At 72.9% G+C, this 26,949-nt stretch carries 22 protein-coding genes and 2 tRNA genes; 5 read left to right on the plus strand and 19 right to left on the minus strand.

What is annotated here, in order from left to right; genetic code table 11:
* Positions 1 to 73 precede the first annotated feature (73 nt).
* The 5 genes from OO63_RS31025 to leuS form a co-directional block, all read right to left on the minus strand.
* Positions 74 to 2,605, minus strand: coding sequence for a ComEC/Rec2 family competence protein (locus tag OO63_RS31025; protein ID WP_033264642.1), 2,532 nt, complete (start codon positions 2,603 to 2,605; stop codon positions 74 to 76).
* A 422-nt stretch (positions 2,606 to 3,027) separates the two neighbouring features.
* Entirely contained in the window at positions 3,028 to 3,834 is an 807-nt protein-coding gene (locus OO63_RS31030) for a ComEA family DNA-binding protein (protein ID WP_030362637.1), read from the minus strand.
* Between the two features lie 703 nt (positions 3,835 to 4,537).
* The gene (locus OO63_RS31035; RefSeq protein WP_030362636.1) at positions 4,538 to 5,383 is read right to left on the minus strand and encodes a DegV family protein; all 846 of its coding nucleotides are present in this window, start codon (positions 5,381 to 5,383) and stop codon (positions 4,538 to 4,540) included.
* Positions 5,384 to 5,515: 132 nt separating this feature from the next.
* Entirely contained in the window at positions 5,516 to 6,316 is an 801-nt protein-coding gene (locus tag OO63_RS31040; protein ID WP_030362635.1) for a hypothetical protein, read from the minus strand.
* Positions 6,317 to 6,682: 366 nt separating this feature from the next.
* On the minus strand, positions 6,683 to 9,604 hold the full coding sequence (leuS, locus tag OO63_RS31045) for a leucine--tRNA ligase (RefSeq protein ID WP_030362634.1): 2,922 nt from the start codon (positions 9,602 to 9,604) through the stop codon (positions 6,683 to 6,685).
* Between the two features lie 392 nt (positions 9,605 to 9,996).
* On the opposite strand from leuS, the gene OO63_RS31050 reads away from it, so the two are divergent.
* Both OO63_RS31050 and OO63_RS31055 read left to right on the plus strand, forming a co-directional pair.
* Positions 9,997 to 11,430 carry a ferric reductase-like transmembrane domain-containing protein gene (locus OO63_RS31050; RefSeq protein ID WP_051811358.1) on the plus strand — a complete coding sequence of 478 codons (1,434 nt, stop codon included), beginning with the start codon at positions 9,997 to 9,999 and terminating at the stop codon, positions 11,428 to 11,430.
* On the plus strand, positions 11,427 to 13,019 hold the full coding sequence (locus tag OO63_RS31055; protein ID WP_030362632.1) for an NADH-quinone oxidoreductase subunit NuoF family protein: 1,593 nt from the start codon (positions 11,427 to 11,429) through the stop codon (positions 13,017 to 13,019). Before OO63_RS31050 ends, OO63_RS31055 begins: the two co-directional genes overlap by 4 nt.
* Before the next feature lie 180 nt (positions 13,020 to 13,199).
* Here OO63_RS31055 and OO63_RS31060 read toward each other — a convergent pair.
* Positions 13,200 to 13,272 (minus strand) — tRNA-Ala (locus tag OO63_RS31060).
* 114 nt (positions 13,273 to 13,386) lie between these two features.
* Between OO63_RS31060 and OO63_RS31065 the strand changes: the two genes are divergently transcribed.
* Positions 13,387 to 14,697 carry a glycosyltransferase 87 family protein gene (locus OO63_RS31065; RefSeq protein WP_063750481.1) on the plus strand — a complete coding sequence of 437 codons (1,311 nt, stop codon included), beginning with the start codon at positions 13,387 to 13,389 and terminating at the stop codon, positions 14,695 to 14,697.
* Here OO63_RS31065 and OO63_RS31070 read toward each other — a convergent pair.
* The 3 genes from OO63_RS31070 to OO63_RS31075 form a co-directional block, all read right to left on the minus strand.
* Positions 14,676 to 14,909, minus strand: a complete 234-nt coding sequence (locus tag OO63_RS31070; protein ID WP_016643127.1) for a hypothetical protein — start codon at positions 14,907 to 14,909, stop codon at positions 14,676 to 14,678. The two genes, OO63_RS31065 and OO63_RS31070, sit on opposite strands and share 22 nt — an antisense overlap.
* A 3-nt stretch (positions 14,910 to 14,912) precedes the next feature.
* The gene (locus OO63_RS46125) at positions 14,913 to 15,089 is read right to left on the minus strand and encodes a hypothetical protein (RefSeq protein ID WP_169786645.1); all 177 of its coding nucleotides are present in this window, start codon (positions 15,087 to 15,089) and stop codon (positions 14,913 to 14,915) included.
* Positions 15,090 to 15,178: 89 nt separating this feature from the next.
* Positions 15,179 to 16,642, minus strand: a complete 1,464-nt coding sequence (locus OO63_RS31075) for an MFS transporter (protein WP_397622114.1) — start codon at positions 16,640 to 16,642, stop codon at positions 15,179 to 15,181.
* 111 nt (positions 16,643 to 16,753) lie between these two features.
* On the opposite strand from OO63_RS31075, the gene OO63_RS31080 reads away from it, so the two are divergent.
* Positions 16,754 to 17,641, plus strand: a complete 888-nt coding sequence (locus OO63_RS31080; RefSeq protein WP_234311406.1) for a helix-turn-helix transcriptional regulator — start codon at positions 16,754 to 16,756, stop codon at positions 17,639 to 17,641.
* 147 nt (positions 17,642 to 17,788) lie between these two features.
* Here the strand turns inward: OO63_RS31080 and OO63_RS31085 are convergent.
* The 7 genes from OO63_RS31085 to OO63_RS31115 form a co-directional block, all read right to left on the minus strand.
* Positions 17,789 to 17,861: transfer RNA gene (locus OO63_RS31085), tRNA-Ala, on the minus strand.
* Between the two features lie 116 nt (positions 17,862 to 17,977).
* Positions 17,978 to 18,619 carry a histidine phosphatase family protein gene (locus tag OO63_RS31090; protein ID WP_030362628.1) on the minus strand — a complete coding sequence of 214 codons (642 nt, stop codon included), beginning with the start codon at positions 18,617 to 18,619 and terminating at the stop codon, positions 17,978 to 17,980.
* The gene (gene rsfS, locus OO63_RS31095) at positions 18,616 to 19,074 is read right to left on the minus strand and encodes a ribosome silencing factor (RefSeq protein WP_030362627.1); all 459 of its coding nucleotides are present in this window, start codon (positions 19,072 to 19,074) and stop codon (positions 18,616 to 18,618) included. The genes OO63_RS31090 and rsfS overlap by 4 nt, the downstream gene beginning before the upstream one ends.
* Before the next feature lie 107 nt (positions 19,075 to 19,181).
* Positions 19,182 to 20,906, minus strand: coding sequence for an LCP family protein (locus OO63_RS31100; protein ID WP_033264638.1), 1,725 nt, complete (start codon positions 20,904 to 20,906; stop codon positions 19,182 to 19,184).
* 16 nt (positions 20,907 to 20,922) lie between these two features.
* Entirely contained in the window at positions 20,923 to 21,573 is a 651-nt protein-coding gene (gene nadD, locus OO63_RS31105) for a nicotinate-nucleotide adenylyltransferase (protein ID WP_030362625.1), read from the minus strand.
* A gap of 68 nt (positions 21,574 to 21,641) precedes the next feature.
* Positions 21,642 to 21,806, minus strand: a complete 165-nt coding sequence (locus OO63_RS46130) for a hypothetical protein (protein WP_030362624.1) — start codon at positions 21,804 to 21,806, stop codon at positions 21,642 to 21,644.
* A 107-nt stretch (positions 21,807 to 21,913) separates the two neighbouring features.
* Positions 21,914 to 22,201 carry a hypothetical protein gene (locus OO63_RS31115; RefSeq protein ID WP_033264639.1) on the minus strand — a complete coding sequence of 96 codons (288 nt, stop codon included), beginning with the start codon at positions 22,199 to 22,201 and terminating at the stop codon, positions 21,914 to 21,916.
* A gap of 101 nt (positions 22,202 to 22,302) precedes the next feature.
* Here OO63_RS31115 and OO63_RS31120 point away from each other — a divergent pair, with 101 nt between their 5' ends.
* The gene (locus OO63_RS31120) at positions 22,303 to 23,445 is read left to right on the plus strand and encodes a M48 family metallopeptidase (RefSeq protein ID WP_030362623.1); all 1,143 of its coding nucleotides are present in this window, start codon (positions 22,303 to 22,305) and stop codon (positions 23,443 to 23,445) included.
* A gap of 79 nt (positions 23,446 to 23,524) precedes the next feature.
* Here OO63_RS31120 and OO63_RS31125 read toward each other — a convergent pair whose 3' ends face one another.
* The 3 genes from OO63_RS31125 to OO63_RS31135 form a co-directional block, all read right to left on the minus strand.
* Positions 23,525 to 24,589 carry an SCO2583 family membrane protein gene (locus OO63_RS31125; RefSeq protein WP_030362622.1) on the minus strand — a complete coding sequence of 355 codons (1,065 nt, stop codon included), beginning with the start codon at positions 24,587 to 24,589 and terminating at the stop codon, positions 23,525 to 23,527.
* A 146-nt stretch (positions 24,590 to 24,735) separates the two neighbouring features.
* Positions 24,736 to 25,380, minus strand: a complete 645-nt coding sequence (locus tag OO63_RS31130) for an SCO2584 family spore wall biosynthesis protein (protein WP_030362621.1) — start codon at positions 25,378 to 25,380, stop codon at positions 24,736 to 24,738.
* A 123-nt stretch (positions 25,381 to 25,503) separates the two neighbouring features.
* A complete protein-coding gene (locus OO63_RS31135; RefSeq protein ID WP_030362620.1) occupies positions 25,504 to 26,787 on the minus strand; it encodes a glutamate-5-semialdehyde dehydrogenase in 1,284 nt (427 codons plus the stop codon).
* Positions 26,788 to 26,949: the final 162 nt, after the last annotated feature.

Raw genomic sequence — 26,949 nt, forward strand, 5'->3', positions numbered from 1 at the left:
TCACCGTCGCGACCCCGCCCCCGCCCCACCCACGCCCTGGCCTCACCTGCACGGCCAGGGCGTGCCCCACCCCTCACCTGCGCGTCGCCACCCCCAGCTCGGCCACCCCGGGCTCGCCCCCGCCCGCACCCGGGGCCCTCCCCGGCGGCCCCGCCCGTGCTCCGGCACGTCCTCCGGTCACCGCGATGGCGCCGCTCGTGTCCGTCCGCAGCACCTGCGCTCCCCCGGCCCGCAGCGCCGCGACCGTCCGGGGTGAGGGGTGTCCGTACGGGTTGCCCTCGCCGCACGAGACCAGCGCGAGCCGTGGTCCCGCTCGTCGCAACAGCAACGGGTCCTGGTACGCCGACCCGTGATGCGCGACCTTCAGCACGTCCACCCGTGGCAGCGCGGCGCCCGCCGGGGTGTGCAACAGGGCCCGCTGGGCCGGTGGTTCCAGGTCGCCGAGCAGGAGCAGGGTGAGCCCCGCGACCCGCGCGAGGAGGGTGACGCTGGCGTCGTTCGGCCCCTCCGGCCGCGCTCCCGGGCCGGATGGCGGCCAGAGCACCTGCCACTCCAGCGGCCCGGCACGTCTCCGCTCCCCGGCGACGGCCCGCGTCAGGGGAATCCCCCGTGCGGCCGCCTGCGCGCGCACGAACTCGGCCTGCCCCGGCGGCTCCTGGAACCCCGTCGTCTGGATCGCCCCCACCGACCGCCCCCGCAGCACCCCGGGCAGCCCCGCCACGTGATCCGCGTGAAAGTGCGTCAGCAGCACCAACAGCACTCGTGTGACACCGAGGGAGCGCAGACACCGGTCGACGAGCACGGGATCGGGCCCCGCGTCGACGACCACCCCTGCGCCACCGCCCGCCGCCAGCACGGTCGCGTCCCCCTGACCCACATCGCACATCACCATGCGCCACCCCTGCGGCGGCCAGCCCGCGATGACCCGGGTGAGGGGCGGAGGTTGAACTACCGCCAGCAGGAGCAGCAGCACGCATCCCGCACTCAGCCATGGATGCCGGGCGAGCCTGCGGCAGGCCAGCACCACGCCGACGGTGACGATCGCGAGCAGCAGCGCCCCGCTCCAACTGCCCGGCCAGTCGATCCCGTTCCCTGGCAGCGCCGCCCCCGTCCGGGCGATCCCCGCGATCCAGCCGACCGGCCAACTCGCGCACCACGTGAGCACCTTGGCCACCGGCATCGCCACCGGCGCCACCGCGAGCGCCGCGAACCCCAGCACCGTGGCGGGCGCGACAGCGAACTCCGCGAGCAGGTTGCACGGCACCGCGACCAGGCTCACCCGCGCCGCGAGCACCGCCACGACCGGCGCGCACACCGCCTGCGCCGCCGCCGCGGCCGCCAGCGCCTCGGCCGGCCGCCCCGGTACGCCGCGCCGTCGTATCGCCGCACTCCACCTCGGCGCCAGCGTCAGCAGCGCCCCCGTCGCCAGGACGGACAGCAGGAAGCCGTAACTCCGCGACAGCCAAGGGTCGTACAGCACGAGCAGCAGCACCGCCGCGGCCAGCGCGGGCAGCAGCGATCTGCGTCGGCCCGTGCCGATGGCCAGCAGCACGATCAGGCCGCAGGCCGCCGCCCGCAGCACACTCGGCTCTGGTCTGCACACGATGACGAACCCGAGTGTCAGTCCGCCGCCGAGCAGCGCCGTCGTGCGCAGCGGAATGCCCAACCTCGGGGCGAGCCCACGCCGTTCCGCGCGGTGGGCCGTGCCGGGCGGTCCGATGAGCAGCGCCAGGACGATGGTGAGGTTCGCCCCGCTGACCGCGAGGAGGTGGGTGAGGTCGGTCGCGCGGAACGCCTCGTCCAGGTCCGGCGGCACCCGCGAGGTGTCCCCGATCACCAGCCCGGGCAGCAGCGCGCGGGCATCGGCGGGCAGCCCGTCCGTCGCCTCCCGCAGTCCCGCCCGTAGGTTCCCCGCGAACCGCTGCGTCGCCGACGGCGCCCCGACCACATGTGGCGCCTGCCCCTCGGGCACCCGCAGCACCGCCGCGATCTTCTCGCTGTCCGACCACGGCACCGCGAGGCTCCCGCGCACCCGCAGCCGCGTGGACGGCAGCAGGTTCAGCCAGGGCGACCCTCGCGGCCCCGCGGCCGTGTCCCCGGTGCGTACGCCTTCTGGTGGGCCATCGGCTCCGGCCGGGCCGGCACCATCGCCAGCACCGTCATCATCGTCAGCGATGTCAGTACCACCAGCACTGTCAGCGCCACCAGCACCGTCTGAGTTGCGTCCGTCATTCGGCTGCCAGGACACCTGCCCCGAGCCCGTGTCGCCCCATTCCCCCGGCTTCGCCCTCGCGCCCACGCCTGTCTCCTCCTTCCTTTCCTCGCGCACGATGACCAGTACCGGCGCCCGCGTCCCGCTCGTGGTCCCGTCGGCCTCCTTCACGCGGACGACCTCCCCGTTCAGCACGATGGAGGGCGGAGCCGCGCGGTCCCCGGTCACCCGGGGGCGCGTACGGCGCGGGTCCGACGTCACTTCCACCTCCGCCGTCACCTCCGCGTACCGCTCAGCGAGCTCGGGAACGGGGCCGCGGTGCAGGTCCGCCCCGTGCAGACCGGCCGAGGCCGCCGACGCCGCGGCGCAGAGCAGGACGGCGGCCACGCTCACGCGGCCCCATGCGAAGCGGCCCGTCCTCCGGAGCCGGGCATGCCCTCCCGTCCGGGCGTGGCCACCCCCGGCACGGGCACGCCCGTCCCCATGTCCCCATGCGGTCCACGTCACCAGGAGCGCTCCGGCGGCCACTACGCAGACCACGACCACGCCGACCACCGCACGGGGTGGGGCATCCAGCGCGAGGGCCGCCGCTGCCCAGGCCGCGAGTGCGGGTGGTACCAGCCGAAGGTCGGCGGGGCCCTCCTGGCGGGGGTCGTCAGGGCCGATCCGGTGCCGGTCGGCCCCACGGGGGTGGGGGGAATCAGCCCCGGGGGCGGTCGCCCGGCGCCTCATGAACGTCCCCGCGCCTCCCCTCGTCCCCGCGCCCCTCGTCCCCGAGTCAGCCGCCGCGTCCCGCGCCGCCGTCTCCCCGCTGCTCATGGCCGCACGAGGTTCTGCAGATCGGCGAATCGCTTCTCGCCGATGCCGTTCACTTCCCGGAGTTCGTCCACCGAGCGGAATCCCCCGTGCTCCGTGCGGTAGTCGATGATGTGCTGCGCCAGGACCGGGCCCACCCCGGGCAGGGTGTCCAGTTGCTCGGCGGTGGCGGTGTTGAGCCCCACCGGTCCCGCCGCCGCGCCGGCGCTCCCTGTCGGTCCGGCCGCCGTGCCCCCGGCTGCCGGTCCTGGGCCGGAGCCCGGCGGGGCGGCCGACGCGGAGCCCTGTTCTGGTGGCGCGGGGCCACCCACCACGATCTGCTCGCCGTCGATGAGGAGCCGGGCGCGGTTGAGGCCGTCCGCTTTCGTGCCGGGTCGGACCCCGCCCGCCTCCCGCAGCGCGTCGGCCACCCGGGACCCTCCCGGCAGTCGTTGTACACCGGGTCTGCGGACCTTCCCCCTGACGTCCACGACGACGTCTGCCGCCGCGCCCGTGCCGCTGCCCGCACCGGTGGCGTCGCCGGGCGCGCCCTGCGGGAGTCCGCCGTCGGGCGCGGGCGGCGTCCCGGGGGACGGGGACGGCCCTGGCCCGCTGCCGGGTCCCGCCGCCTCGCCCACCACGTCCGGTGCCCGGACCGGCTGTGTCCGCCCGGTCCAGAAGTGCTGCGCCGCGAAGACCGCGGCCACGATCAGGACCAGGCCGAGCGCGATGACGCTCCGCCGCTCCAGGCCGCACCGCAACCGGAGCCAGAGCGGCAGCCTCTCCCGCACGGCGAGCCCGGCCCGCGCCCGCCACGACGGCTCCACCCGGACATCGGCCCCGGAACCCTCGTCCCCGGGATCCGGCCTACCCGCAGGGTTCCCCCGCCCCACCCGACCCGGGTCTACCGGGTCGACCGGGTCCGCCAAGCACACTTGTCCCACCGGAGCCCCCGGGTCCGCCGGGTCCCCAACGCCCCCGGCACCCCCACCACCGGCGCCGACGCCAACGCCGACGCCAAGACGAGCGCCTTCAACACCCCCAGCCCAACCCGGAGTTCGAGGTGACCCCCGCTCAGCCCCCAAAGGCGGCGTCGGAGCCCGCCCCCGCCCTCCTGCCCGCATTCCCGGCTCGGCGAACAGTGCCTCGGCCCGCAGCCGCATCGCCTCTGCCGCCGCACGTCTGCGCCGGGCCCGACGCCGAGCGTGGCGTCGCGTCGCAGGCCCCACGGCCACGCGGTGTTCCGCCGCGCGTCCGCCCGGGCCCGACGCTCGCCCCGGGCCACTACGCGTCGAACGTGTCGAACCGTCGCCCGGCGCCCCCACCGAACCACCGCTCACTGTCTCTGAAGCCGATCGAAGTCCCATGCCGAGAACGCTAGGCACCGCCACGGAAACTTGTTGATCTTGCTCAATTCCCGGGGATTACCCGGCAGTTGTGGATAACTCCGTCACCCGCACGAGCGAACCTCACCCACGCGAAGGCGAGTCCAGGCCTGCCGAGACCAGGCCTCACCCAAACGAGATCACCTCACCGGGGCGAGACCACAGCCCCGAGCAGCCCGGGCCCAGTGTGCGCCCCGATCACCGCGCCCACCTCGCTGACGTGCAGGTCGACGAGGCCAGGGACGCGGTCCCGGAGGCGGTCCGCGAGGGTCGCCGCGCGCTCGGGCGCCGCGAGGTGGTGCACGGCGATGTCCACGTCGTGTGCCCCGGCCCGCTCGATGACGATCTCCTCCAGACGGGCGATCGCCTTCGACGCCGTGCGGACCTTCTCCAGCATCTCGATACGACCGTCGTCCAACGAGAGCAGCGGCTTCACGGCGAGCGCGGAGCCCAGGAGGGCCTGCGCGGCGCCGATGCGGCCGCCGCGGCGCAGATAGTCGAGGGTGTCGACATAGAAGTACGCGGACGTCGCCGCGGCCCGTTTCTCCGCGGCCGCCACCGCCTCGTCCACCGTGCCGCCCGAGTCGGCGGTCTCGGCCGCGGCGAGGGCGCAGAAGCCGAGGGCCATCGCGACCATGCCGGTGTCGACGACGCGGACCGGCACGGGTGCCTCGCGGGCGGCGAGGACGGCGGCGTCGTACGTCCCGGAGAACTCGGCCGACAGGTGGAGCGAGACGATGCTGGTGGCGCCCGCCTCCGCGACCTTGCGGTAGGTCTGGGCGAAGACCTCGGGGCTGGGGCGCGAGGTGGTCACAGGGTGGCGTTTCTGCAGTGCCAGCGCGAGCGAGCGGGCGGAGATCTCGGTGCCCTCTTCGAGTGCCTGATTGCCCAGGACGACCGTCAGCGGCACCGCGGTGATGTCGTGCCGCTCCATCGTCCGTTGCGGCAGGTAGGCCGTTGAATCGGTGACGATCGCGACATGGCGGGACATGAGCTGGAGATTACCCGCAGGAACCCGGGTGCGGCAGTCCGACCCCTGCACGCGGGCGACGGGGGCGACGTGCCCCGGCGGGACCGAGGGCATGCCGAGGGGGCAGGTGGTGGCCTTGGCGGCAGGCGCGGGTCAGGTGGTGCTCTCGGGCTTGGGCTTCTTCTGCCAGGGGTACGTCGGCTGCGGTGCCGGCGGGGTGATGGCGGGCCTGGCCGGCTCCTGGGAGGCGCGGTCGGCGCGGTCCCCTTCGGCCGCGCGGGCGGACGCACCCGGCCGGGACGGCTTGTTCAGGTCGGCTGCCGCGGAGCTCGACGCGGTCTTCGCCTGGTCGGTCGCCGGGGCCGTGGCGGGGTCGGACCAGGAGGTGAGGGGCTGGTCGTCGGAGGGTCCGTCCGCCCAGTGCCGCAGCGCGCCCGCTTCCATGTCGATCTGCTGGCTGAGCAGGTCCAGGTCGTCATCCGCGAACTTGTGGGCGCGGTCGCGGGCCGCCCAGCGGAGTGAGTCGGCGGCCTTGACGATCTGCTCGGTGCGCTCCTTCAGGCCGGGCAGGCGCTGGCTGAGCTCGATGCGGTCGGGCTCGCGCTCCAGACGCTTGAGCTCGTCGTCCAGCTCGTGGCCGTGGGCGCTCAGGCGCTGGAAGAGGGCCAGGGACTCGTGCAGCGAGGAGTCCTCGGCGGCGCCCGCGCGCAGCGAGTCCTGGGTGGCCCGCATGGAGGTGCGCAGGCGCAGCCGCAGCTGGGCCAGCTCGCCGACGGCTCCGGGCTGGGCGAAGGTCCGCGCGCGCAGGGTGGTGTCCTCCACGGTGCGGCGGGCCTGTGTGATCGTGCGGTCCATGCCGCGGCGAGCCGCTCCGACCGCCTTGACCACCGCATACGCTCCCAGTGCCAGAAACAGCACGAAGAGCAGCGCGACCACTGCGATCACGGCTTCCACGATGCTTCTCCTTCGGCCCGGCGAATCGGTCCCCGGCGGTTCCGGGTGGTGCGAGGGGTGGTGCGGGATGGTGCGGGGTCCTACCGACGGTGCTGATCCGTCCGCTTCTGCACGGGCTGATCTCGCCGCCTTCTCCACGGTAAACGCAGCAACCCTCCTGAGGGTTCCAGCGGAACCCCCAAGCTGCCCGTAGGGGACTACCCCGATGCGCGTCGCCCGACCCGCAGTTGGCGGGCGGCCCCGGCGCGCCACGGGCAGCCGCGAACGGCCGCGACCAGCCACGAACGGCGGGCGGCGGGCCCCCGCAAGGACCCGCCGCCCGCCGACCATGCCGGACCGGTCACCCCGACCGGACCGCGTCGTGCCTCACGCGGGAACGATGTTCACCAGCTTCGGCGCCCGCACGATGACCTTGCGGATGCCCGCGCCGGCCAGCGCGGCGACCACGCGCTCGTCGCCCAGGGCCGCCTTCTCCAGCTCCTCGTCGGAGATGGCGGGCGGGACCTCCAGGCGGGCCTTGACCTTGCCCTTGATCTGCACGACGCAGGTCACGGTCTCGTCGACGACGTACGCGGGGTCGGCGACCGGGAAGTCCTGGTGGACGACCGATTCGGTGCGGCCCAGCTTGCGCCACAGCTCCTCGGCGATGTGCGGGGCCAGCGGGGCGACCAGCAGCACCAGGCGCTCGGCGACGGACCGCGACACGGGGCCCGCGGCCTTCGTCAGGTGGTTGTTCAGCTCGGTGATCTTGGCGATGGCGGTGTTGAACCGCATGCCGTCCAGGTCCTGGCGCACGCCGTCGATCGCCTTGTGCAGCGCCCGCAGGGTGTCCTCGTCGGGCTCGGCGTCGGTGACGGTCACCTCGCCGGTGGCCTCGTCGACGATCAGGCGCCACATGCGCTGCAGCAGCCGGTACTGGCCGACGACGGCGCGGGTGTCCCAGGGGCGCGAGACGTCCAGGGGGCCCATCGCCATCTCGTACAGGCGCAGCGTGTCGGCGCCGTACTCCTCGCAGATCTCGTCCGGAGTGACGGCGTTCTTCAGGGACTTGCCCATCTTGCCCAGTTCGCGCTTGACCGGTTCGCCCTCGAAGAAGAACGTGCCGTCGCGCTCCTCGACCTCGGCGGCGGGGACCGGGAAGCCGCGGCTGTCGCGGTAGACGTAGGCCTGGATCATGCCCTGGTTGAACAGCTTGTGGAACGGTTCGGCCGACGAGATGTGGCCCAGGTCGAACAGGACCTTCGACCAGAAGCGGGCGTACAGCAGGTGCAGCACGGCATGCTCGGCACCGCCGACGTACAGGTCGACGCCGCCGGTGGGCTGACCCTCGCGGGGGCCCATCCAGTAGCGCTCGGCGTCGGGGGCGACGAGCTGCTCGCTGTTGTGCGGGTCCAGGTAGCGCAGTTCGTACCAGCACGAACCGGCCCAGTTGGGCATGGTGTTGGTCTCGCGGCGGTAGCGGCGCGGTCCGGTGCCGTCGCCCAGGTCCAGGGTGACGTTGACCCAGTCCTCGTTGCGGGACAGCGGGGTCTCCGGAGAGGTGTCCGCGTCGTCCGGGTCGAAGGTGCGCGGGGAGTAGTCGTCGACCTCCGGCAGCTCCAGGGGCAGCATCGACTCGGGCAGCGGGTGGGCCACGCCGTCCTCGTCGTAGACGATCGGGAAGGGCTCGCCCCAGTAGCGCTGGCGGCTGAACAGCCAGTCGCGCAGGCGGAAGTTGACGGTGCCCCGGCCGATGCCCTTGCGCTCCAGCCACTCGGTGATGCGGGCCTTGGCCTCGACGACCACCAGGCCGTCCAGGGCGACGTCGGCCCCGGAGGAGTTGATGATCTTCGCTTCGTAGGAGTCGAAGGAGTCGTCCCACGTGGACGGGTCGGTGCCGCGGTCGTCGGCGGGCTCGACGACGCAGCGCATGGGCAGCTCGAAGGCGCGCGCGAAGGCGAAGTCGCGGGAGTCGTGCGCGGGGACGGCCATGATGGCGCCGGTGCCGTAGCCCATCAGGACGTAGTCGGCGATGAAGACCGGGACCTGCTCGCCGCTGACGGGGTTCGTCGCGTACGCGCCGGTGAAGACGCCGGTCTTCTCCTTGGCGTCGGCCTGGCGCTCGACGTCGGACTTGGCGGCGGCGAAGGCGCGGTACTTGGCGACGGCCTCGGCGGGGGTGGCGTGGCCGCCCGTCCACACGTCGTGGGTGCCCTCGGGCCAGGCGGCCGGGACGATGGCGTCGACCAGTTCGTGCTCGGGCGCCAGGACCATGTAGGTGGCGCCGAACAGGGTGTCCTGGCGGGTGGTGAAGACGGTGATGGCGTCGTCTACGGAGCCGACGGGGAAGTCGACGCGCGCGCCTTCGGAGCGGCCGATCCAGTTGCGCTGCTGCAGCTTGATGGCCTCGGGCCAGTCCAGCGCGTCCAGGTCGTCCAGGAGGCGGTCGGCGTAGGCGGTGATGCGCATGTTCCACTGGCGCAGCTTGGCCTTGAAGACGGGGAAGTTGCCGCGCTCGGAGCGGCCGTCGGCGGTGACTTCCTCGTTCGCCAGGACGGTGCCCAGGCCCGGGCACCAGTTGACGGGGGCGTCGGAGGCGTACGCCAGGCGGAAGCCGCTCAGGACGTCGGCGCGCTCCTTGGCGTCCAGGGCGTGCCACGCGCGCGTGGAGTCCGGTACGGCGCGTTCACCGCTGTCGAACTGGGCGATCAGGTCGGCGATGGGGCGGGCCTTCTTCGCCTCGTCGTCGTACCAGGAGTTGAAGATCTGCAGGAAGATCCACTGGGTCCACTTGTAGTAGTCCGGGTCGATCGTCGCGAAGGAGCGGCGCTTGTCGTGGCCCAGGCCCAGGGCGCGCAGCTGTGCCTTCATGTTCTCGATGTTGGCTTCGGTGGACACGCGCGGGTGCGTGCCGGTCTGCACGGCGTACTGCTCGGCGGGCAGGCCGAAGGCGTCGAAGCCCAGGGAGTGCAGGACGTTGTGGCCCGTCATGCGCTGGAAGCGGGCGAAGACGTCGGTGGCGATGTAGCCCAGGGGGTGGCCTACGTGCAGGCCCGCACCCGAGGGGTACGGGAACATGTCCATGATGAACTTCTTGGGGCGGGCGGCGAGGGCCGGGTCGCCGGCCAGGTCGCCGCTCGGGTTGGGCGCCTCGTACGTGCCGTTCGCGTCCCAGAAGTCCTGCCAGCGTGCCTCGATCTCGGCTGCCAGGGCGGCCGTGTAGCGGTGCGGGGCGGCTGCCTCGGCGGCGGGGGCGCCTCCCGCGCCGGCCGCGCCCTCAGCAGTGGCGGAGGAATTCGTCTCGCTCATGGTCCTCAAAGCTCCATCGATCGTCTCTGCCTGCGGAAATGGCCGGACGGCCAAATAAAAATGCCCCTCGCACAGGAGGGGACGCCGCGCCGATTCCGACCGCGCTCACTGGGCGGTCGGGACTGATCAGCGCGGCCCGCTAAGCAGAAGGCGTACGGCACGCATGGCGTCAGGGTACCGCAGCGCTCCGGAGCCGGGCCACGCGCTTTGTCCGTATCCCCGGCGCCCCCGACACCCCACCCATGGCCAAGGGTTACTCCGCGTACCGACCACTATCGGGGCAACACCAAGATCGAGTCGCGCTTTGATAACAACGCAATAACTCAAACCACGTACCCATCGGTATGGCTCGACTTAGCATGCGGCGACCGGACCATTTCGGAGTCGCCCCCATGAACCCTCTGAACCCGCACCGCAAGAGTCGCGGAAGTCCCACGCCCTCCGCGACACCGCCGCGGCGCTCCCCCTCGCCGCGGCGTTCCTCCCCCGCCTCCACGCCCTTCCCGCCGCCCGCACCACCCGCGGCACCGACGTTCCCCGGCGTCCGCGCGCCGGGCAGAGCGGCCCGCGGCATCGTCACCACGGCGGCGCTGCTGCTGATACCCCTGCTCGTGTTCGCTGGCGGCGACGACTTCCGCGCCGCGCTCGACTTCACCACCGGCGTCCTGTCGCTGGTGGCCCTGACGGCGTCGGTGATGTGGGGCCTGGTCGCCTCCGACCGGCTCTTCCTGCGCTCGCGCCAGCGACTGCTCGCCCAGGCCGTGCACCGGGCCACGGCGGTCGCGTCCGTGGGTTTCCTGCTGCTGCACGGCACCGTGAAGCTCGCCCTGGACCACGTGTCCTTCGTGGGCGCCCTGGTGCCCTTCGGGCTCGGCTTCACGGGCGGCGACGGGCTCATCGGCCTGGGCTCGCTCGCCGGGCTCCTGATGATCACCACCAGCGTCACCGGCGCCCTGCGCAGCGCCTTCGCCTCACCGGTCCAGGTCGCGTCCCGGTGGCGGGCGCTGCACATGCTGGCCTACCCGGCCTGGTGCGCGGCCCTGATCCACGGCCTGTACGCGGGCCGCCCGCCGAAGCCGTGGGTGGTGGTCCTGTACTGCCTGTGCCTGGTCGCCGTCGCCGGGGCGGTGGCGCTGCGCGCGGCGCCGCGTCCGGTCAAGCGCAAGGTGGCCGCCCGCGTCTTCGCCCTCCTCGAACCCGACGCCCGGCCCGCGCCCGAGCGCGCCCGCCGCCACGAGGCCCCGGCGCCCACCCGTGACACCGCGTCCGCGCCGCTGCCCGGCACCGCGTCGGGCCGCGCCGCCCCCGCGGCCGACCAGCCCCCGGTCGTCGGCATCGCCGCCGCCTACCGCGCGCTGGCCGCCCCCTCCGACCCCGACTCCTCGCTGCCCCTGGACCTCCAGCCGACCGAGGTCCTGCCCACCATGACCCCCCGCTGGCCGGCCCCCTCCCCGCCCCCTCCGGCCGAAGCACCCTCGGCGCCATTGCCGTACGACTCCTTGGACGACGGCTACGACTCCGTAGCGAGCGGACACGGCTCCGTAGACATCGGTTACGGACCGACGGGCAGCGGTGACGGCCGCCGCGACTTCCAGGACACACAGCACGACTACGGAGACAGGGGTTTCGGCTCCGGGGACACCGACCCGTACGGCACCTCGTACGACACCGGCCCTCAGCCCGCCTACCACCCGCCCGTGCACGATCCCCTGCCCGTGCCCGACCCCGTCCACGACGACGGCCCCGCCACCCAACAGCTCACCGGCCCCTTCCAGGCGCCCAGCACCGGCGAACCCTGGAACGCGTCCACCGGAGGCAGCAAGTGAACGCGTCACTGCCCGACGTCCCCGAAGTCCGCGTCGTCGGGCTTCCGCTGCTGACGTCGGGCTTCGATCTGGTCGAGCGGCTCGACCTGGCCATGCACCTGAAGGTGCACGGCCCCCTGGAACCCATCGCGGGCGAGCAGCTCGCCACGCTGGCCGAGCAGATCTCGCTGCGCGGCCGCGGCGGCGCGGGCTTCCCGTTCGCCAAGAAGCTGCGGGCCGTCGCCGAGGCCGCGATCCGGCGGGGCGTGCGGCCCGTAGTCGTCATCAACGGCAGCGAGGACGAGCCCGCGTGCCGCAAGGACACCGTGCTGATCAACCGCGCGCCGCACCTCATCCTGGACGGCGCGCTGCTCGCCGCCGAGGCGCTGGGCGCGCGCACGCTCGTCGTCGGCGTGACCCGGGACTCCACGGAGGCCTCGATGCAGGCGGCGCTCGCCGAGCGCGGACTGAGCAACCGGCGCGGATCGATCCTCCGCGCGCGCGTGCAGCGCAATCCCGTGCGCATGGTCACCGGTGAGTCCTCGGCCCTGGTGCGGTCCGCGGACGGCGGGCCGCCGCTGCCTCCGGGGCGCAAGGTGCGCACGTCCGACTCCGGGGTGGGCGGCGCGCCGACGCTCCTGTCGAACGCGGAGACCTTCGCGCAGCTGGCCGTCGCCGCCCGCATCGGCGCGGAGTGCTACCGGCGCACCGGACTGCGCGACGAGCCGGGCACGGTGCTCCTGACCCTCTCCGGAGCCGTCGCCCGGCCGATGGTCGTGGAGGCACCGACGGGCGTGCCCCTCCGGTACGTTCTGCAGCTCGCCGGCGCTCCCCCGCTGCCGCAGGGCGTCCTCACGGGCGGCTATCACGGCAAGTGGCTGGACGCGGTCACCGCGCACGACGCGGTCGTGTCCAGGGCGTCCCTGGAGGCCTGCGGGGGCGCGCTCGGCGCGGGCGCGATCCTGCCGCTCGGCCCGGGCACGTGTCCGCTGGGCGAGGCCCTGCACGTGGCGAACTGGCTGGCCGCGGAGAGCGCCGGTCAGTGCGGGCCCTGCTATCTGGGGCTCCCGGCCGCCGCGCGGGGCCTCGCCGACGTCCTGGACGGTGGCGGGCCCACCGCTCTGGAGGCGCTGCGCGAGGTGACGCGGGCGGTGAAGCGGCGGGGTGCGTGCAAGCATCCGGACGGTTCGGCGGCGTTCCTGGAGTCGACGATCGCGGCGTTCACGGACGATCTCGCCGCGCACGTCCTCGGCGACGGGTGCGGGCGCCCCGTGGAGGGCGTTCTGCCGCTCCACGACGACAGCCCTCAGGGGCAGGGGTCGAGCGGCCGCAAGCTCGCCGTCGACTGGACGCTGTGCCAGGGCCACGGCCTGTGCGCGGACATCGTGCCCGAGCTGATCCAGCTGGGCCCGGACGGCTTCCCCGCGGTCGCGGAGGCCGCCGTGCCGCGCTACTCCGAAGCGCGCGCCCAGCGCGCGGTGCGCCGCTGCCCCGCGCTGGCCCTGCGCATCGAGGAGGCCCCCGCGGCGATCCCGGCGCAGGCGCCGTCGCCGGGCCTGCCGATGCTGCCGCGGGGTCGCGGGCGCAGGGCGCTCGGCAGCGGGCGGTGAGGACGGCGAGGGCAGCGAGGACGAGCTGAACGTTCTCTACGGGGAGGGCCCTGGGTGCGTGCCCCGGGTGCTCCCCGTAGACGCCCGGGCCCTCCGCACAAGCCGGGCCGGCCCTCCCCGTACAAGCCCTGGGAACACGAAAAGCGGGCCACCCGATCCGGGTGGCCCGCTCATTCACTGTGGAGCTAAGGAGAATTGAACTCCTGACCTCCTGCATGCCATGCAGGCGCTCTACCAACTGAGCTATAGCCCCTTGTTGCTGCTCCGCCCGGTTTCCCCGGCGGCTCCGCAAACATTACACGGTCACCCCCGGGGTCCACCAAATCGTTTCCGTCCCGGACACCCGAGGTCACTACGGTCCGGCCTCGTGTCCGTGATCGCCACCGCTGTCGTACGCCGCCGGGTCCCTCTGGCCGCCGGGGTCTGTCTGCTCTCCTTCGTCGTCTTCTGGGCCGCGCAGCGAGCGGCCGACGTCTCGATGATCGACCTGTGGGTCTACCGTGCGGAGGGCCAGGCCGCGCGCGCGGGCGCCGACCTGTACGCGCTGCGCGCCACCGAGTACGACCTGCCCATGACGTACCCGCCGTTCGCCGCGTTGCTGTTCACGCCGCTGACGCTGCTGGATCCGGTGGACCTGCGGCCGCTCGCCACGCTGGCGAACCTGCTGCTCCTGTTCGCCGTCGTACGGCTGTCCCTGCGCCTCGCGGGAACGTGGCGGCACACGCACGTGGAGACGGCTCTGTGGGTGTCGGCGGTGGCTGTCTGGGCGGAGCCGGTGTGGACGACGCTGCGCTACGGGCAGGTGAATCTGCTGCTCGCCGTGCTGGTGCTGTGGGCCCTGACGCGGCACCCCGACCACCGGTGGGCGGGTGTGGGCATCGGGTTGGCCGCGGCGGTCAAGCTGACGCCCGGCCTGTTCGCGGTCTTCCTGCTCCTGGTGGGTGCCGTGGCGGGCGTACGCGGGGGTGTGTGGCGGCCCGCCGTGCGGCACGCGTGCGTGGCCACCGCCGCGTTCCTGGGGGCGACGCTCGTCGCGGCCGTGGTGCTGCCGGACGACTCCCGGAACTTCTGGACCCAGGTGGTCTTCGAGGCGGGCCGGGCAGGGCGGGCGGAGAACACCGCGAACCAGTCGGTGCGCGGGGTGCTCGCGCGGCTGCTGCACACCCCGGAGCCGGGCGTCTGGTGGGCGGCCGTGGCGGCGGTGGTCTGCGTGGCGGGGCTCGCCGTGGCGGTGGCCGCGGCGGCGCGCGGGGAGCGGGCCTGGGGCGCGGTCGCCTGTGCGGCGACCGCGCTGCTCGTGAGCCCGGTGTCGTGGTCGCACCACTGGGTGTGGTGCGTGCCGATGGCGGTGCTGCTGTGGACGCGTGCGGCGCGGTGGGGCGGCCGGGGGCGGTGGGCGGCGGCCGGGGGCCTTGCGCTGGTGTTCTGCTCGTACGCGCTGTGGTGGGTGCCGCACCGCCCTGGGCGGCCTGAACTCGCCCAGGATTTTGGCGAGATGACGCTGTCGGCGGTCTATCCGCTGGCCGCTGCCGGCTTCCTCGCGGTCGCCGCGGCCGTCGCTCTGGGGTGTCCGCGGACGAGGCCGGGAAAGCCGCGCGCGGGGGCAGGGCGGCCCCGCGGAGGGTTCGGGCGGGGGCTCGGGGGCTCGCGGACGCCTCAGGCGGTGGCGAACGAGTAGAAGCGCTTGAGGGTGCAGTGCTCGTCGAGCAGGCGGCCGTAGATCGGCTCCCCTTCGAGTTCGCGGTACGTCTCGATGGGGTCGCCTTTTATGATCAGCGCCCGCGCGCACTCCTCGCACCAGTACTGGTAGTCCGGGTTCACCGGCTCCATGTCGCGGACGATCGGCGTACCGCTGCCGCACCAGTCGCATTTACGCCTGTGTGCACCCATCGATCAGCTCCAGCTGTGGCCGCAGGCGGTGCACACGTAACTGACTCCGCCGTTGTCACCGAGGACTTGAGCCACGTGGGCCGAACCGCAGGAAGGGCAGTGGAGGAGCGTGGCATCGCCGACCTGTATGTCCGCCACTTCGAAGAGGCCCCCGGCCTCTTCGAGGATGCTCGCAGGCATCGCGCTCTCCCTCCCGTCGGGTCACCGTCGGCGCTTTGGTGCAGTCCCCTTCCGGCCCCGTCGATTCTGCCACGACCACGGCGAGACGGTCAGCGACGCATACGTACCAGTCCGGACACGGCCCCCAGGGCGGCCGCCGCGGCGAGCGCGTAGAAGCTCACCAGGAGCGCGTCCGCCGATGAATACGCCCCAGGAGCCCCCTGTGACTCAATCCGGGCGAGGAAAATCGCGCCGAAGACGGCGACTCCGGTGAGCTGTCCGAGCTGGGTGACGGTGGCGAGGAGACCACTGGCGTCCGCCGCGTCCTCGGGCCGTACGGTCGCGAGGGCGCGCGTGAGGGTCGGGCTGAAGCCGAGCGCGAGCCCGACGCCGCCGCCCACGAACGCCGCGTACAGCCACAGCCCGCCGTCGTCGCCGTCCCGCAGCAGCAGGCCCACCGCGACGCACGACAGGGCCGCGAGGGCGAACCCGCCCGGGATCAGTGTCCGTTGCAGGGCCGCGGGCCACTTGCGCCACGTCAGACCGACCACTCCGAAGACGATCGCGGACGGGGCGAACGTCAGCCCCGCGCGCAGCGCGCTGTAGCCGAGGCCGCCCTGCACGTGCAGGGACAGCACGAACAGGAACCCGGAGTTGACCGCCATCACCGCGGCAAGCCGGAACACGGCGAGGCCCATGCCCGGCACCCGCAGAACACGCGGCGAGATCAGGGGCGCCCCGCCACGCCGGGCGAGCCGCGCCTCGTACCGGCAGAACAGGGCGAAGAGCACGGCGGCGGCGCCGAGGGACACCCAGGTCCACAGCGGCCAGCCCTCCTGCTCGCCGAGGACCAGCGGCACCGTGAACGCCGAGACGGCGGCGCCGAGCAGCACCAGCCCCGGCAGGTCGAGCCCGCGCGCCCGGCCCACGTCACCGCGGTCGTCGCGGGGCAGCACGCGGGCGGCGACGAACAGGAGGGCCACGCCGACCGGCACGTTCACCAGGAACACCGGGCGCCAGCCGGCGCCGAACAGGTCGGCGCTGACGAGGACGCCGCCGACGACCTGCCCCGCGGCGGCGCCGGTGGCGAGGACCGCCGAGTACGCGCCGAGCGCCTTCATCCGTGCCTCGCCGGTGAAGTTCCGCTGGATGAGGCTGAGCACCTGCGGGATGAGGACGGCGGAGCCCGCGCCCTGCAGGAGCCGGAACGCGATCAGCTGGCCGGTGCTCTGGCTCAGCCCGCAGGCGAGCGATGCGGCCGTGAAGACGGCGAGCCCGACGAGGTAGACACGGCGGTGGCCGAGCCGTTCGCCGAGGCGCGCGCCGGTGATCAGCAGGACGGCGTACGTGATGGTGTAGCCGGCGATGACGAGTTGCAGCCCGGCGCCGGAGGCGTGCAGTTCCTCGCGGATCGTGGGGGCGGCGACGTTGACGATGAACACGTCGAGCAGCGCCATGAACTGGGCGGTGAGCACGGCCGCGAGGAGCCGTCCGGGGCGGATGTCAGTGCCAGGGGCTTTACTGGATCCAGGAGTTGGGGCGGAGGTCGCCGCGGGTGGGGTCGTAGTGGTCATGCCCCGAGCGTGGCCGCGGGCGGGTACAGGTAGTGAGAGCCCGCCGATGCTGGTACTGGCAGCACCTGGCAAGGTCGGTGACGGGGACGCACGATGGGGGACGTGACGACGATGGACATGACGGGGACACCTCGCGCGGTGCCGTCCACCCGTGCGCCCTCCCGGCGCCGCCCCGAGCTGGCCGCGTTCCTGCGGGGCCGCAGAGCCCGGGTCGCCCCGGCCGACGTGGGCATGCCGCCGGGCCCCCGGCGCCGCACGCCGGGCCTGCGCCGCGAGGAGGTCGCCCAGCTCTCCGGCGTCGGTGTGACGTGGTACACGTGGCTGGAGCAGGGCCGCCCCATCAATGCCTCCGCCCAGGTCCTGGACGCCGTCGCGCGCACGCTGCGCCTGGACCCGGCGGAGCGCGAGCACCTGTACGACCTGGCGGAGGTGCCATACGCCGCGCGGCAGGAGGCGGCCGCGGAGACGGTGGGCGCGGAGATACAGGGCATCATCGACGCCCTCGACCCGCACCCGGCGGTGGTCTACAACACGCGGTACGACATCCTCGCCACCAACCCCGCCTACAGAGACCTCTTCCTCGTCCCGCCGATCGAGGCGATAGGCGTGGAGAACGTGCTGTGGACGCTGTTCGTCGTGCCGAAGAAGCACTGCCCGCTGGTCTTCAGGGACTCGGAGCTGCCGGTGATGGTGGCGACACTGCGCGGGGAGTACGGGCGGCATGTGGGCGAGCCCGCCTGGGAGAACTTCATCCGGGAACTGTCCGTGGCCAGCCCGGAGTTCGCACGGATGTGGGCGAGCGGCTATGTGGTGCCGCCGGGGCCGCGGGTGAAGACGTTCTGGCACAAGGCGGTCGGTGAGCTGCGGATGTCGTCGGTGTCGCTGTCGATCAACGGCATGCCGGACTGCCGCATCGTGGCGTACACGCCGGACGACGAGGAGACGGAGGAGCGGACGGCCCGGCTGCGCGGGCTGCGCCGCGAGGGCGGGGCCCAGTGAGGAGGCGCAAGTGCGGGGGCCCGGTGAGGAGGCGTAAGTGCGGGGGCCCAGTGAGGAGGCGTAGGTGCGTGTGAGCAAGGGGCGCCGGAAATGACGAAAGCGACGCGGCTCACGTTTCCCGTGAGCACACGCCGCTTCTCGTGTGAGTGGAGCTAAGGAGAATTGAACTCCTGACCTCCTGCATGCCATGCAGGCGCTCTACCAACTGAGCTATAGCCCCTTGCGTTCTTCCCGCTCGGCGGGCGAACAAGAAGAACTTTAGCCTGCGACCTGCCCGAATGTGAAATCCGGTCCCCGACCCCGGTGACCTGGGCTTCCGCCGGGACACGCCGGAGGCTAGTCGTCGTCTCCGAGCACCGGCTCGGGCAGCGTGCCCGCGTTGTGCTCGAGCAGGCGCCAGCCGCGCGCGCCCTGGCCGAGGACCGACCAGCAGCAGTTGGAGAGCCCGCCCAGGCCCTCCCAGTGGTGCGGCTCCAGGCCGAGGAGGCGGCCGATGGTGGTGCGGATGGTGCCGCCGTGGCTGGCGACGACCAGCGTGCCGTTGTCGGGCAGCTTCTCCGCGTGCCGCAGCACGACCGGGGCGGCGCGGTCGGCCACCTCGGTCTCCAGCTCACCGCCGCCGCGGCGCACCGGCTCGCCGCGCTTCCACGCGGCGTACTGCTCGCCGTGCCGGGCGATGATCTCGTCGTGGGTCAGGCCCTGCCAGGCCCCGGCGTAGGTCTCGCGCAGCGCCTCGTCGTGCGTGACGTCGAGGCCCGTGACGGCGGCGAGCTCGGCGGCGGTGGCCGCGGCCCGCTGGAGGTCGGACGCGATGATCGCGTCCGGCTTCAGGGAGGCGAGCAGCCGGGCGGCGCGCCGGGCCTGGCCGAGGCCGACGTCGGTCAGCTCGATGTCCGTGGTGCCCTGGAAGCGGCGCTCCAGGTTCCAGGCGGTCTGGCCGTGCCGCCACAGGATGATCCGGCAGCCGCGGCTGCTCACCGCAGCTCACCGCCCAGCTCGCGCAGGGCTCCGGCCTCCTCGGCGGCCTGCTGCCGGTCGGCGTACTCGGCGGCCTTGCCGCGGGTGGCCTTGGCCTCGGCGGGCAGCTCGATCTCGGGGCAGTCCTTCCACAGGCGCTCGAGGGCGTAGAAGACACGCTCCTCACTGTGCTGGACGTGCACGACGATGTCGACGTAGTCGAGGAGGACCCAGCGGGCCTCGCGGTCGCCCTCGCGGCGCACCGGCTTGGCGCCGAGCTCCTTGTTGAGGCGCTCCTCGATCTCGTCGACGATCGACTTGACCTGGCGGTCGTTGGGCGCGGAGGCGAGCAGGAAGGCGTCCGTGATCGACAGCACGTCGCTGACGTCGTACGCGATGATGTCGTGCGCGAGCTTGTCGGCGGCCGCCTGGGCGGCGACGGTGATGAGCTCGGTGGAGCGGTCCGTGGCGGTCACAAGAGAGCTTTCCTTCAGATGGGCAATACCCGTCAAGGGTCTCACGGACCGCCCACGGGTCCCCAGAAGATTGTTTCGACCGCTCCGGGGACCCTGCTCGGCCGGGCCTAGTAGTCCCCGCCGAGCACGACCGACACGTCCGCGTTCGGGGCCGTCTTGCCCTTGCGGACCGCGCCGGTGGGCAGGCCGAGGGTCTTGGCGACCTCCTGTGCCTCCGCCTTCTTGCCCGCGTCGGCGTAGGTGACCTGCGACGATGCCGCCGAGGTGGCGGAGCCGCCGTCGACGAAGGTGTAGCCGCCGTTGACGAGTGCGATGCGGGCCTTCTCCGTGGAGTCCTTGTCGCCGGTGGCGTTGCGCACGCCGACCCGGACGGCCGCGCCCTGCTCGGGTCTCTTCACGGCGCCGCCGAGCACGTCCTTGACCACGCTGGTGCTGGCCTTCTCGGTCAGCGTCCCGTCGTCCTGGACGGGAAGGAGCGCGGTGGCGTAGTCGCCGCCCTTGGCGCGGTCGGCGAGCTTGGCGAGGAACGTGCCGAGGTCCTTCTCCTTCAGCGACGGGTCGAGGATCTGCGCGAGCGACTGCACGGTGACGGTCGCGGCCTGCGGGTCGGACGACAGCTTGCGCAGCACGCCCTGCATGACCTGCCCGAACCGGGTGAGCTGCGCGGTCTCGGCCTCGCCGGAGGCGCGGTAGGTGGCGTAGGCGACGGCCATCGGCCCGCTGAGGGTCTGCTGCTCGCCCTTCTTGACGAGCGGCGCCTCGCCCTTCTTCTTCGCCTTCGGGTCGGGGACGTCGGCGTTGGTGTCGATGTCGATGTTGCCGACGAGTTCGACGAGGTTGTTGAGGTAGGGGGTGTCCAGGCGCCAGGTGCCCTCGACGTGGGTGCCGAGTGCGGTGTCGATCTCCTCGCGGGTGCCGGTCGAGCCGTCGTCCTCGACGGACTTGGCGAGCGTCGTCGCGCTGCCGTCGTCGCCGGTCAGGGCCAGGGAGTCAGGGAGCAGGACGGTGCTGCCGCGCTTGGTGGTGGTGTTGTTCACGAGCAGCGCCGTGGAGGTGCCGCCGCCCTTGGTGTTGTGCAGGTGGACGACGATCACGTCGCGCTTCTGGGGGCCCGCGGCGGCCTGCTCGCCGGACTTCTCGTCCGAGCTGCCGGGCAGCTTGCCCGCGGACCACAGATAGCCGGCGCCGCCGACGACGGCCAGCGCGAGCATGGCGACCAGGGCGACCACGCGCGAGCGCCCGCGCCGCTTGGCCTCCTCGCGGCGCTCGGTGCGGCTCTCGGTGAACTTGAGCCAGTCGATGACGTCTTCGGATTCCTCGTCCGGTTCCTCTATGAACGAGAACTGCTCGGTGCGGTACTCGGGCGCTTCACCGCCCTCGTGCGGCCGCTCCGGCCCGGCTTCCTTCTCCGGGGAAGGCTGTGGGGACTGCTGTGGCGACTGTTGCGGGTACGACGGCTGTTGATACGCGGGCTGCTGCGGCTGCTGATGCGCCTGGGGCTGGGGCTGGGGCTGGTAAGACTGCTGCTGCGGAACCCACCCGGTCTGCTCCCGGGTGTCGTACGCCGACGGCGGCACCGCCGCCTGCTGCCCGGTCGAGCCCTCCGCCGCGTACGGGTCGTAGCCGTACCCCTGCGGCTGCTGCTGCGGGGCGTACGTGTCGTAGCCGGGCGCCGCCTGCGGGGGCACCTGGGGCTGCTGTTGCACCAGTTGGTACACCGGCCGCCCGTACTCGTCGTACCCGACGACCTCGTACTGGTCCGCCGCGTCACCCGCGTACTGACCCGCATACGGGTCCTGGCCCGCGTAGGGGTCGTACTGTCGGTCGTTCACCGGTGCCCCTCTCGGCTCAGTCGCCGCGGTACAGCTCGCGCTTGTCGATATAACGCACCACACCGTCGGGTACCAGGTACCAGACGGGGTCCCCCTTGGCGACTCGCGTACGGCAGTCCGTGGACGAGATCGCCAGGGCCGGTACCTCCACGAAGGAGACGCCGCCCTCGGGCAGGCCGGGGTCGGCCAGGGTGTGGCCGGGCCGGGTGACGCCGATGAAGTGCGCCAGCGAGAACAGCTCTTCGGTGTCGCGCCAGGTGAGGATCTGGCCGAGCGCGTCGGCGCCCGTGATGAAGAAGAGGTCGGTCTCGGGGTTGAGGCGGCGCAGATCGCGCAGGGTGTCCGTGGTGTACGTGGCGCCGCCGCGGTCGATGTCGATGCGGCTGACCGAGAACTGCGGGTTCTCGGCGGTCGCGATGACCGTCATCAGATAGCGGTCCTCGGCCGGCGAGACCTTCTTGTCGCTCTTCTGCCACGGCTGCCCGGTCGGCACGAACACGACCTCGTCGAGGTGGAACTGCGCGGCGACCTCACTGGCCGCCACCAGGTGTCCGTGGTGGATCGGGTCGAACGTTCCGCCCATGACGCCGAGTCGGCGCTTGGCGGTGCTGGCCGGTCCTGAGCCCGGGCCGCCCTGCGGGCCGGTAGGCATGTCCTGCTCTCCCATGCGTGCAGACACTACCGGCCCCGCCGACAGGCCCAGGTCTCAGCCGTCCGGGGCCCGGCGGGGACGGCTCAGCGGTCGCGGTTGAAGCGGGTGGTGATCCAGAGCAGCAGGAGCAGCACGACGAGGGCGCCGCCGCCGGTGACGTAGGGGCTGATGCTCGCGTGCTCGTCGGTGTGCTCGCCGCCCTCGGAGGCGAGAGTGACCAGCTGGGCGGCGGTGCTGTGGAGGCTCATCGTCAGCAGGACCTATCCGGTATGGGATCGGGGTAAAGACTCGGGGCCCATCGTATGCGGGCGCCCGGCCGCCGATCACGCCGACTCCGCCGTTGCGGTACGTGGCGTCAGGCGTCGCGGCCGTCGGCGTCGGCGGGCGCGCGGTCCTCGCCGTCGCTCCCCCGGCCGTCGCGGGAGCCGTCCCCGGCGGCCCGGGAATCATCGCCGACGGCCCGGGAACCATCCGCGGACCCCTGCGCGTTCCCCTGTCGATAGCCCCGCAGCAGCAGCCACGCCGCCAGGACGCAGCCCACCACCATCACGATCAGCACGACACGGAGCAGGTTGCCCGGGCCCTGCTTCTCGGCCGCCTCGGCGGCCAGGTCGAGGGCTCGGCTTGCGGAGATGTGCTCCATGGCGGATGACTCCTTCTGTGTGCTGCCCTGTCACGGTATCTCCGCCTAGGCTGGGCCCCACCTCGGGGGCAGGAATGAGGACAAGACATGGGGGATGCGGCATGACCGACGGCAACCACAACGGCGCGGGGGACGGACAGGAGAACGTGCCGAGCCGGCAGCGCAGGCGCTTCCCCGGCATCTCCTCGCGGGCGTACGAGCACCCGGCGGACCGCTCGGCCCTGGTGGCCCTGCGCAAGCTGAGCGGCTTCGACACGGTCTTCAAGGCCCTCAGCGGGCTGCTGCCCGAGCGCAGCCTGCGCCTGCTGTTCCTCTCGGACTCGGTGCGGGTGTCCGACGCCCAGTTCGCGCACCTGCACACGATGCTGCGGGACGCCTGTTACATCCTGGACCTGGAGAAGGTCCCCGCGATGTACGTCCAGCAGGACCCCAAGCCGAACGCCATGTGCATCGGCCTGGACGAGCCGATCATCGTCGTGACGACGGGCCTGGTCGAGCTGCTCGACGAGGAGGAGTTGCGCGCGGTGGTGGGCCACGAGGTGGGCCACGCCCTCTCCGGCCACTCCGTGTACCGCACGATCCTGCTGTTCCTCACCAACCTCGCCCTGAAGGTCGCGTGGATCCCGCTGGGCAATGTCGCGATCATGGCGATCGTGACGGCGCTGCGCGAGTGGTTCCGCAAGTCCGAGCTGTCCGCGGACCGTGCGGGCCTGCTGGTCGGCCAGGACCTGCAGGCGTCGATGCGCGGCCTGATGAAGATCGCGGGCGGTAACCACCTGCACGAGATGAACGTGGACGCGTTCCTGGAGCAGGCCGAGGAGTACGAGGCGGGCGGCGACCTGCGCGACTCCGTCCTGAAGATCCTGAACGTGCTGCCGCGTTCGCACCCCTTCACCACCGTGCGCGCCGCCGAGCTGAAGAAGTGGGCCGCGACCCGCGACTACCAGCGGATCATGGACGGCCACTACCCGCGCCGCGAGGACGACAAGGACACGTCGGTCAGCGACTCCTTCCGCCAGTCCGCTTCGTCGTACGCGGAGAACGTCCGCACCAGCAAGGACCCGCTGATGAAGCTGGTCAACGACATCGCGGGCGGCGCGGGCGACCTGGGCGGCAAGCTGCGCGGGAAGTTCACCGGGCAGGGCGGCCAGAGTGGCCAGAGCGGTCAGGGCGGCCAGGGCAGCGGCGGCGGTGACGGCGGCTCCGCGTCCAACGGCTCGTCGGACCGCCCGTCCGACAACTAGCCCGACCGCCCGTCCGACAACTAAACCCGACCGCCCGTCGGACAGCGGCCCCGACCGGCCGTCCGGCACCGGGCCGTGCTCACAGCGAAGGCTGGGCGGACCCCGCGAGGGTCCCGCACAGCGCCGTGGCGTCCCCCGTCGCATAGGGGTCGGTGCCCGCGGGGCCGCCCGCCTTCGCCTTCTCGCCCGCGAGCAGCGGCCTCAGCTGCCGGGTGGTGTCGGCGGCACAGGCGAGCGGCCCCGCCTGGACGTAGGACGCGAGCAGCTCGGCCTGGTGCATGCGCAGGTCGTCGCGGTCGAAGCGGAAGTGCAACTCGCGCCGGACGGTGAACAGGGAGGCCGGTGCGCGGGCGTCCGCGCGGGCCGGGCGCAGCGCGTAGACGAAGGTGTGGTCCGAGGCGACCTCGAGGGTGTCCTTGTCGGTCTCGGAGGCGCGCAGGCTGCCCTGGACGCGCACGCCGGGGTCGGCGAGCGCCGTCCGGGCCTGGTCGAAGCGTACGAGCCAGCCGGTGGGGGCGTGCCGTCCGTCGGCTGCGGGGTGCCTGAAGCTGCGGTCGAACTGGTCGAGCTGGCCGGGGTCGAGCAGGATGCGGGCGGGGCGCACGGCGCGCCCCATGAGCACCTCGGGGTCGAGCGAGGACTGTACGAGGTAGTCCTTGGCGGTGGCGAGCGCGGAGACGACCTGGCCCTCGGAGAAGTGGTCGGTGCGGCGGGCGGCGGGCAGGTTGATGCCGCCGGCGCCGACGCGGAACTGCGCCGCGGGGCTCTTGGCGAACAGGTCGGGGATCTTCGCGGAGCCGGGCACGCGGCCCTGGGGGGCGAGCGGTATGACGGTCATCCGCAGGGGGTCGGGGCGTTTGGCGGCCGGGGTGCCGTACGGGTGGCGTACGCCCATGTAGATCGCGGTGCCGAAGGCGACGGCGATGAGGACGACGAGGACGACGACCTGCCGGGAGAGGCGGCGGTGGGGGGTGGGCCTGCGGCGCACGGCGCGCGCGTGGTCGCCCATGCGTTCCCGCGCGGAGAATTCCTGCAGTCGCGCAGCGCGCACGAACGACTCGTCGAAGACGACGGATCGGTACTCGTCCTCACCACCGGGAGCGCCCTCGGGTGTCCCCGCAGGTGGTTCTCCTGGCCCGCCCATACCTTCAGGGTAGGTCTCCGGGCCCTCAGGTAAACGCCCTGGTACACGACAACTTCTGACAACTCCTCACGCATGTCGCCCAGTTGGGAGCGCCGGTGTGCGCGGGCGGTCGTGGTGGGTCCGGCCTGGGCGGATGCGCCCGGCGTTCAGGGCGTGCGGGGTTCGGCGGGGACCGGGGACTGGCCGAACTCCGCCGACGCGGAGGGGCTGGCGGCGTCGCCGGGGCCCGCGTTCTGTTCGACCTCCGTGGTGGCGGGCGGGGGTATGCGGTCCTGGCGGCCGGACGACGCGCCCCGGTACACCGCGGCGAAGGCGAAGGCCACCATGCCTATGCCGAGCAGGAGGGCGAGCATCCAGGCCACCGGGCGGTGCCAGCGGACCTTGGGGCCACGGCGGCCGTAGCGCCCGCGGCGGTCCTCGAGGAACTCCGGGTCGCCGAGGCCGTCGTAGTTGTCGGGGTCGTCGGGGTCGTCGGGGTCGCCGTCGCGGCCGAACTCGTCGCTTCGGTAGCCCTCGTAGGGGTAGTCGTCGCCGTCGTCGTCGGGTCCCGAGCCGTGGGGGCCGCGGCGGCGGGCGCGGCCCCTGCGGGCCTCGGCCTCGGACGCCTCGGCGCGTGCCTGGGCGGCGGCGAGCAGCCGCTCCACCGCGGTGGGCTCATGGATCTCGGCGGCGCGCACGAAATCCTCGTCGAAGACCACGGAGGCGAACTCTTCGTCCGCACCCCCGTGGTCGCGGTCGTCGTCGGGTTCCCAGCCGTCGGGAAACGGCGAACCCCCCACGTCCTCCGGCACCCGTCCAGCGTAGACCTGGACGGGGCAATTTGGGCAGACGCAGAGGCGATTCGGGGGTTGTGACCCTCAACGCCCCACTACCCCGCGGCGGTCACGCGACGTGACGCGCGCCGTGTGCGACGGTCACCGGACGTGGCCGTCGCCGGTCACGATGTACTTGGTGGAGGTGAGCTCGGGGAGCCCCATGGGGCCGCGGGCGTGCAGCTTCTGGGTGGAGATGCCGATCTCGGCGCCGAAGCCGAACTGGCCGCCGTCGGTGAAGCGGGTGGAGGCGTTCACGGCGACCGTGGTGGAGTCCACGAGCTGGGTGAAGCGGCGCGCGGCCGCTTGCGAGGTGGTGACGATGGCCTCGGTGTGCCCGGAGGTCCACAGCCGGATGTGCTCGACGGCCTGTTCGAGGGAGTCGACGACGGCGGCGGCGATGTCGTACGAGAGGTACTCGGTCTCCCAGTCCTCGGTGGTCGCGGGGACGACGGTGGCTTTGGAGCCGGGGGCGTACGTCTGGACGCGTTCGTCGGCGTGGACGGTGACGCCGGCGTCGGCGAGGGCGTCGAGGGCGCGGGGCAGGAAGGCGTCGGCGATGTCGGCGTGGACGAGGAGGGTCTCGGCGGCGTTGCAGACGCTGACGCGCTGGGCCTTGGAGTTGACGAGGATGTCGACGGCCATGTCGAGGTCGGCGTGCGCGTCGACGTAGACGTGGCAGTTGCCGGTGCCGGTCTCGATGACGGGGACCGTGGACTCCTCGACGACGGTCCTGATCAGGGAGGCGCCGCCGCGCGGGATGAGGACGTCGACGAGGCCGCGGGCGCGCATCAGTTCGCGGACGGACTCGCGGCTCTCGCCGGGGACGAGCTGGACGGCGTCGGCGGGCAGTCCGGCGCCGTGCACGGCGTCGCGCAGGACCCGGACGAGGGCGGTGTTGGACTCGTACGCGGAGGAGGAGCCGCGCAGGAGCACCGCGTTGCCGGACTTCAGGCAGAGCGCGGCGGCGTCGACGGTGACGTTCGGGCGGGCCTCGTAGATGATGCCGACGACGCCGAGGGGGACGCGGACCTGGCGCAGGTCGATGCCGTTGGGCAGCGTGGAGCCGCGGACGACCTCGCCGACGGGGTCGGGCAGGGCGACGACGTGGCGGACGTCGGCGGCGATGGCGCGGACGCGTTCGGGGGTGAGGGTGAGGCGGTCGACGATCGCCTCGCTGGTGCCGGCCTCGCGGGCCTTCGCGATGTCCTTGGCGTTGGCCGCCACGATCTCCGCGGTGCGCACTTCGAGGGCGTCGGCGATGGCGAGCAGCGCGTCGTCCTTCTCGGCGCGCGGCAGCGGCGCGAGGGTGGCCGCGGCGGCGCGGGACCGGTAGGCGGCCTGGGCGACCGGGGACATGTTGTCGTAGGGCGAGAGCGCGGTCATGAGGGCAGCGTAGCCTCGCGCCGGCGGGCGTCCAGCGGGTGTTCCGCTCCGCGAGATGTGACTGGTTTCGACCGCAGCTGCGTAATGCCCCGTGTCCTTACGGCTGCGGGTGCGTCGTGGCTGGGCGCGCCCACGCGGCGGAGCCGCATGCCAGGCACAGCC

The organism is Streptomyces alboflavus, from assembly GCF_000716675.1.
Lineage (GTDB): Bacteria > Actinomycetota > Actinomycetes > Streptomycetales > Streptomycetaceae > Streptomyces > Streptomyces alboflavus.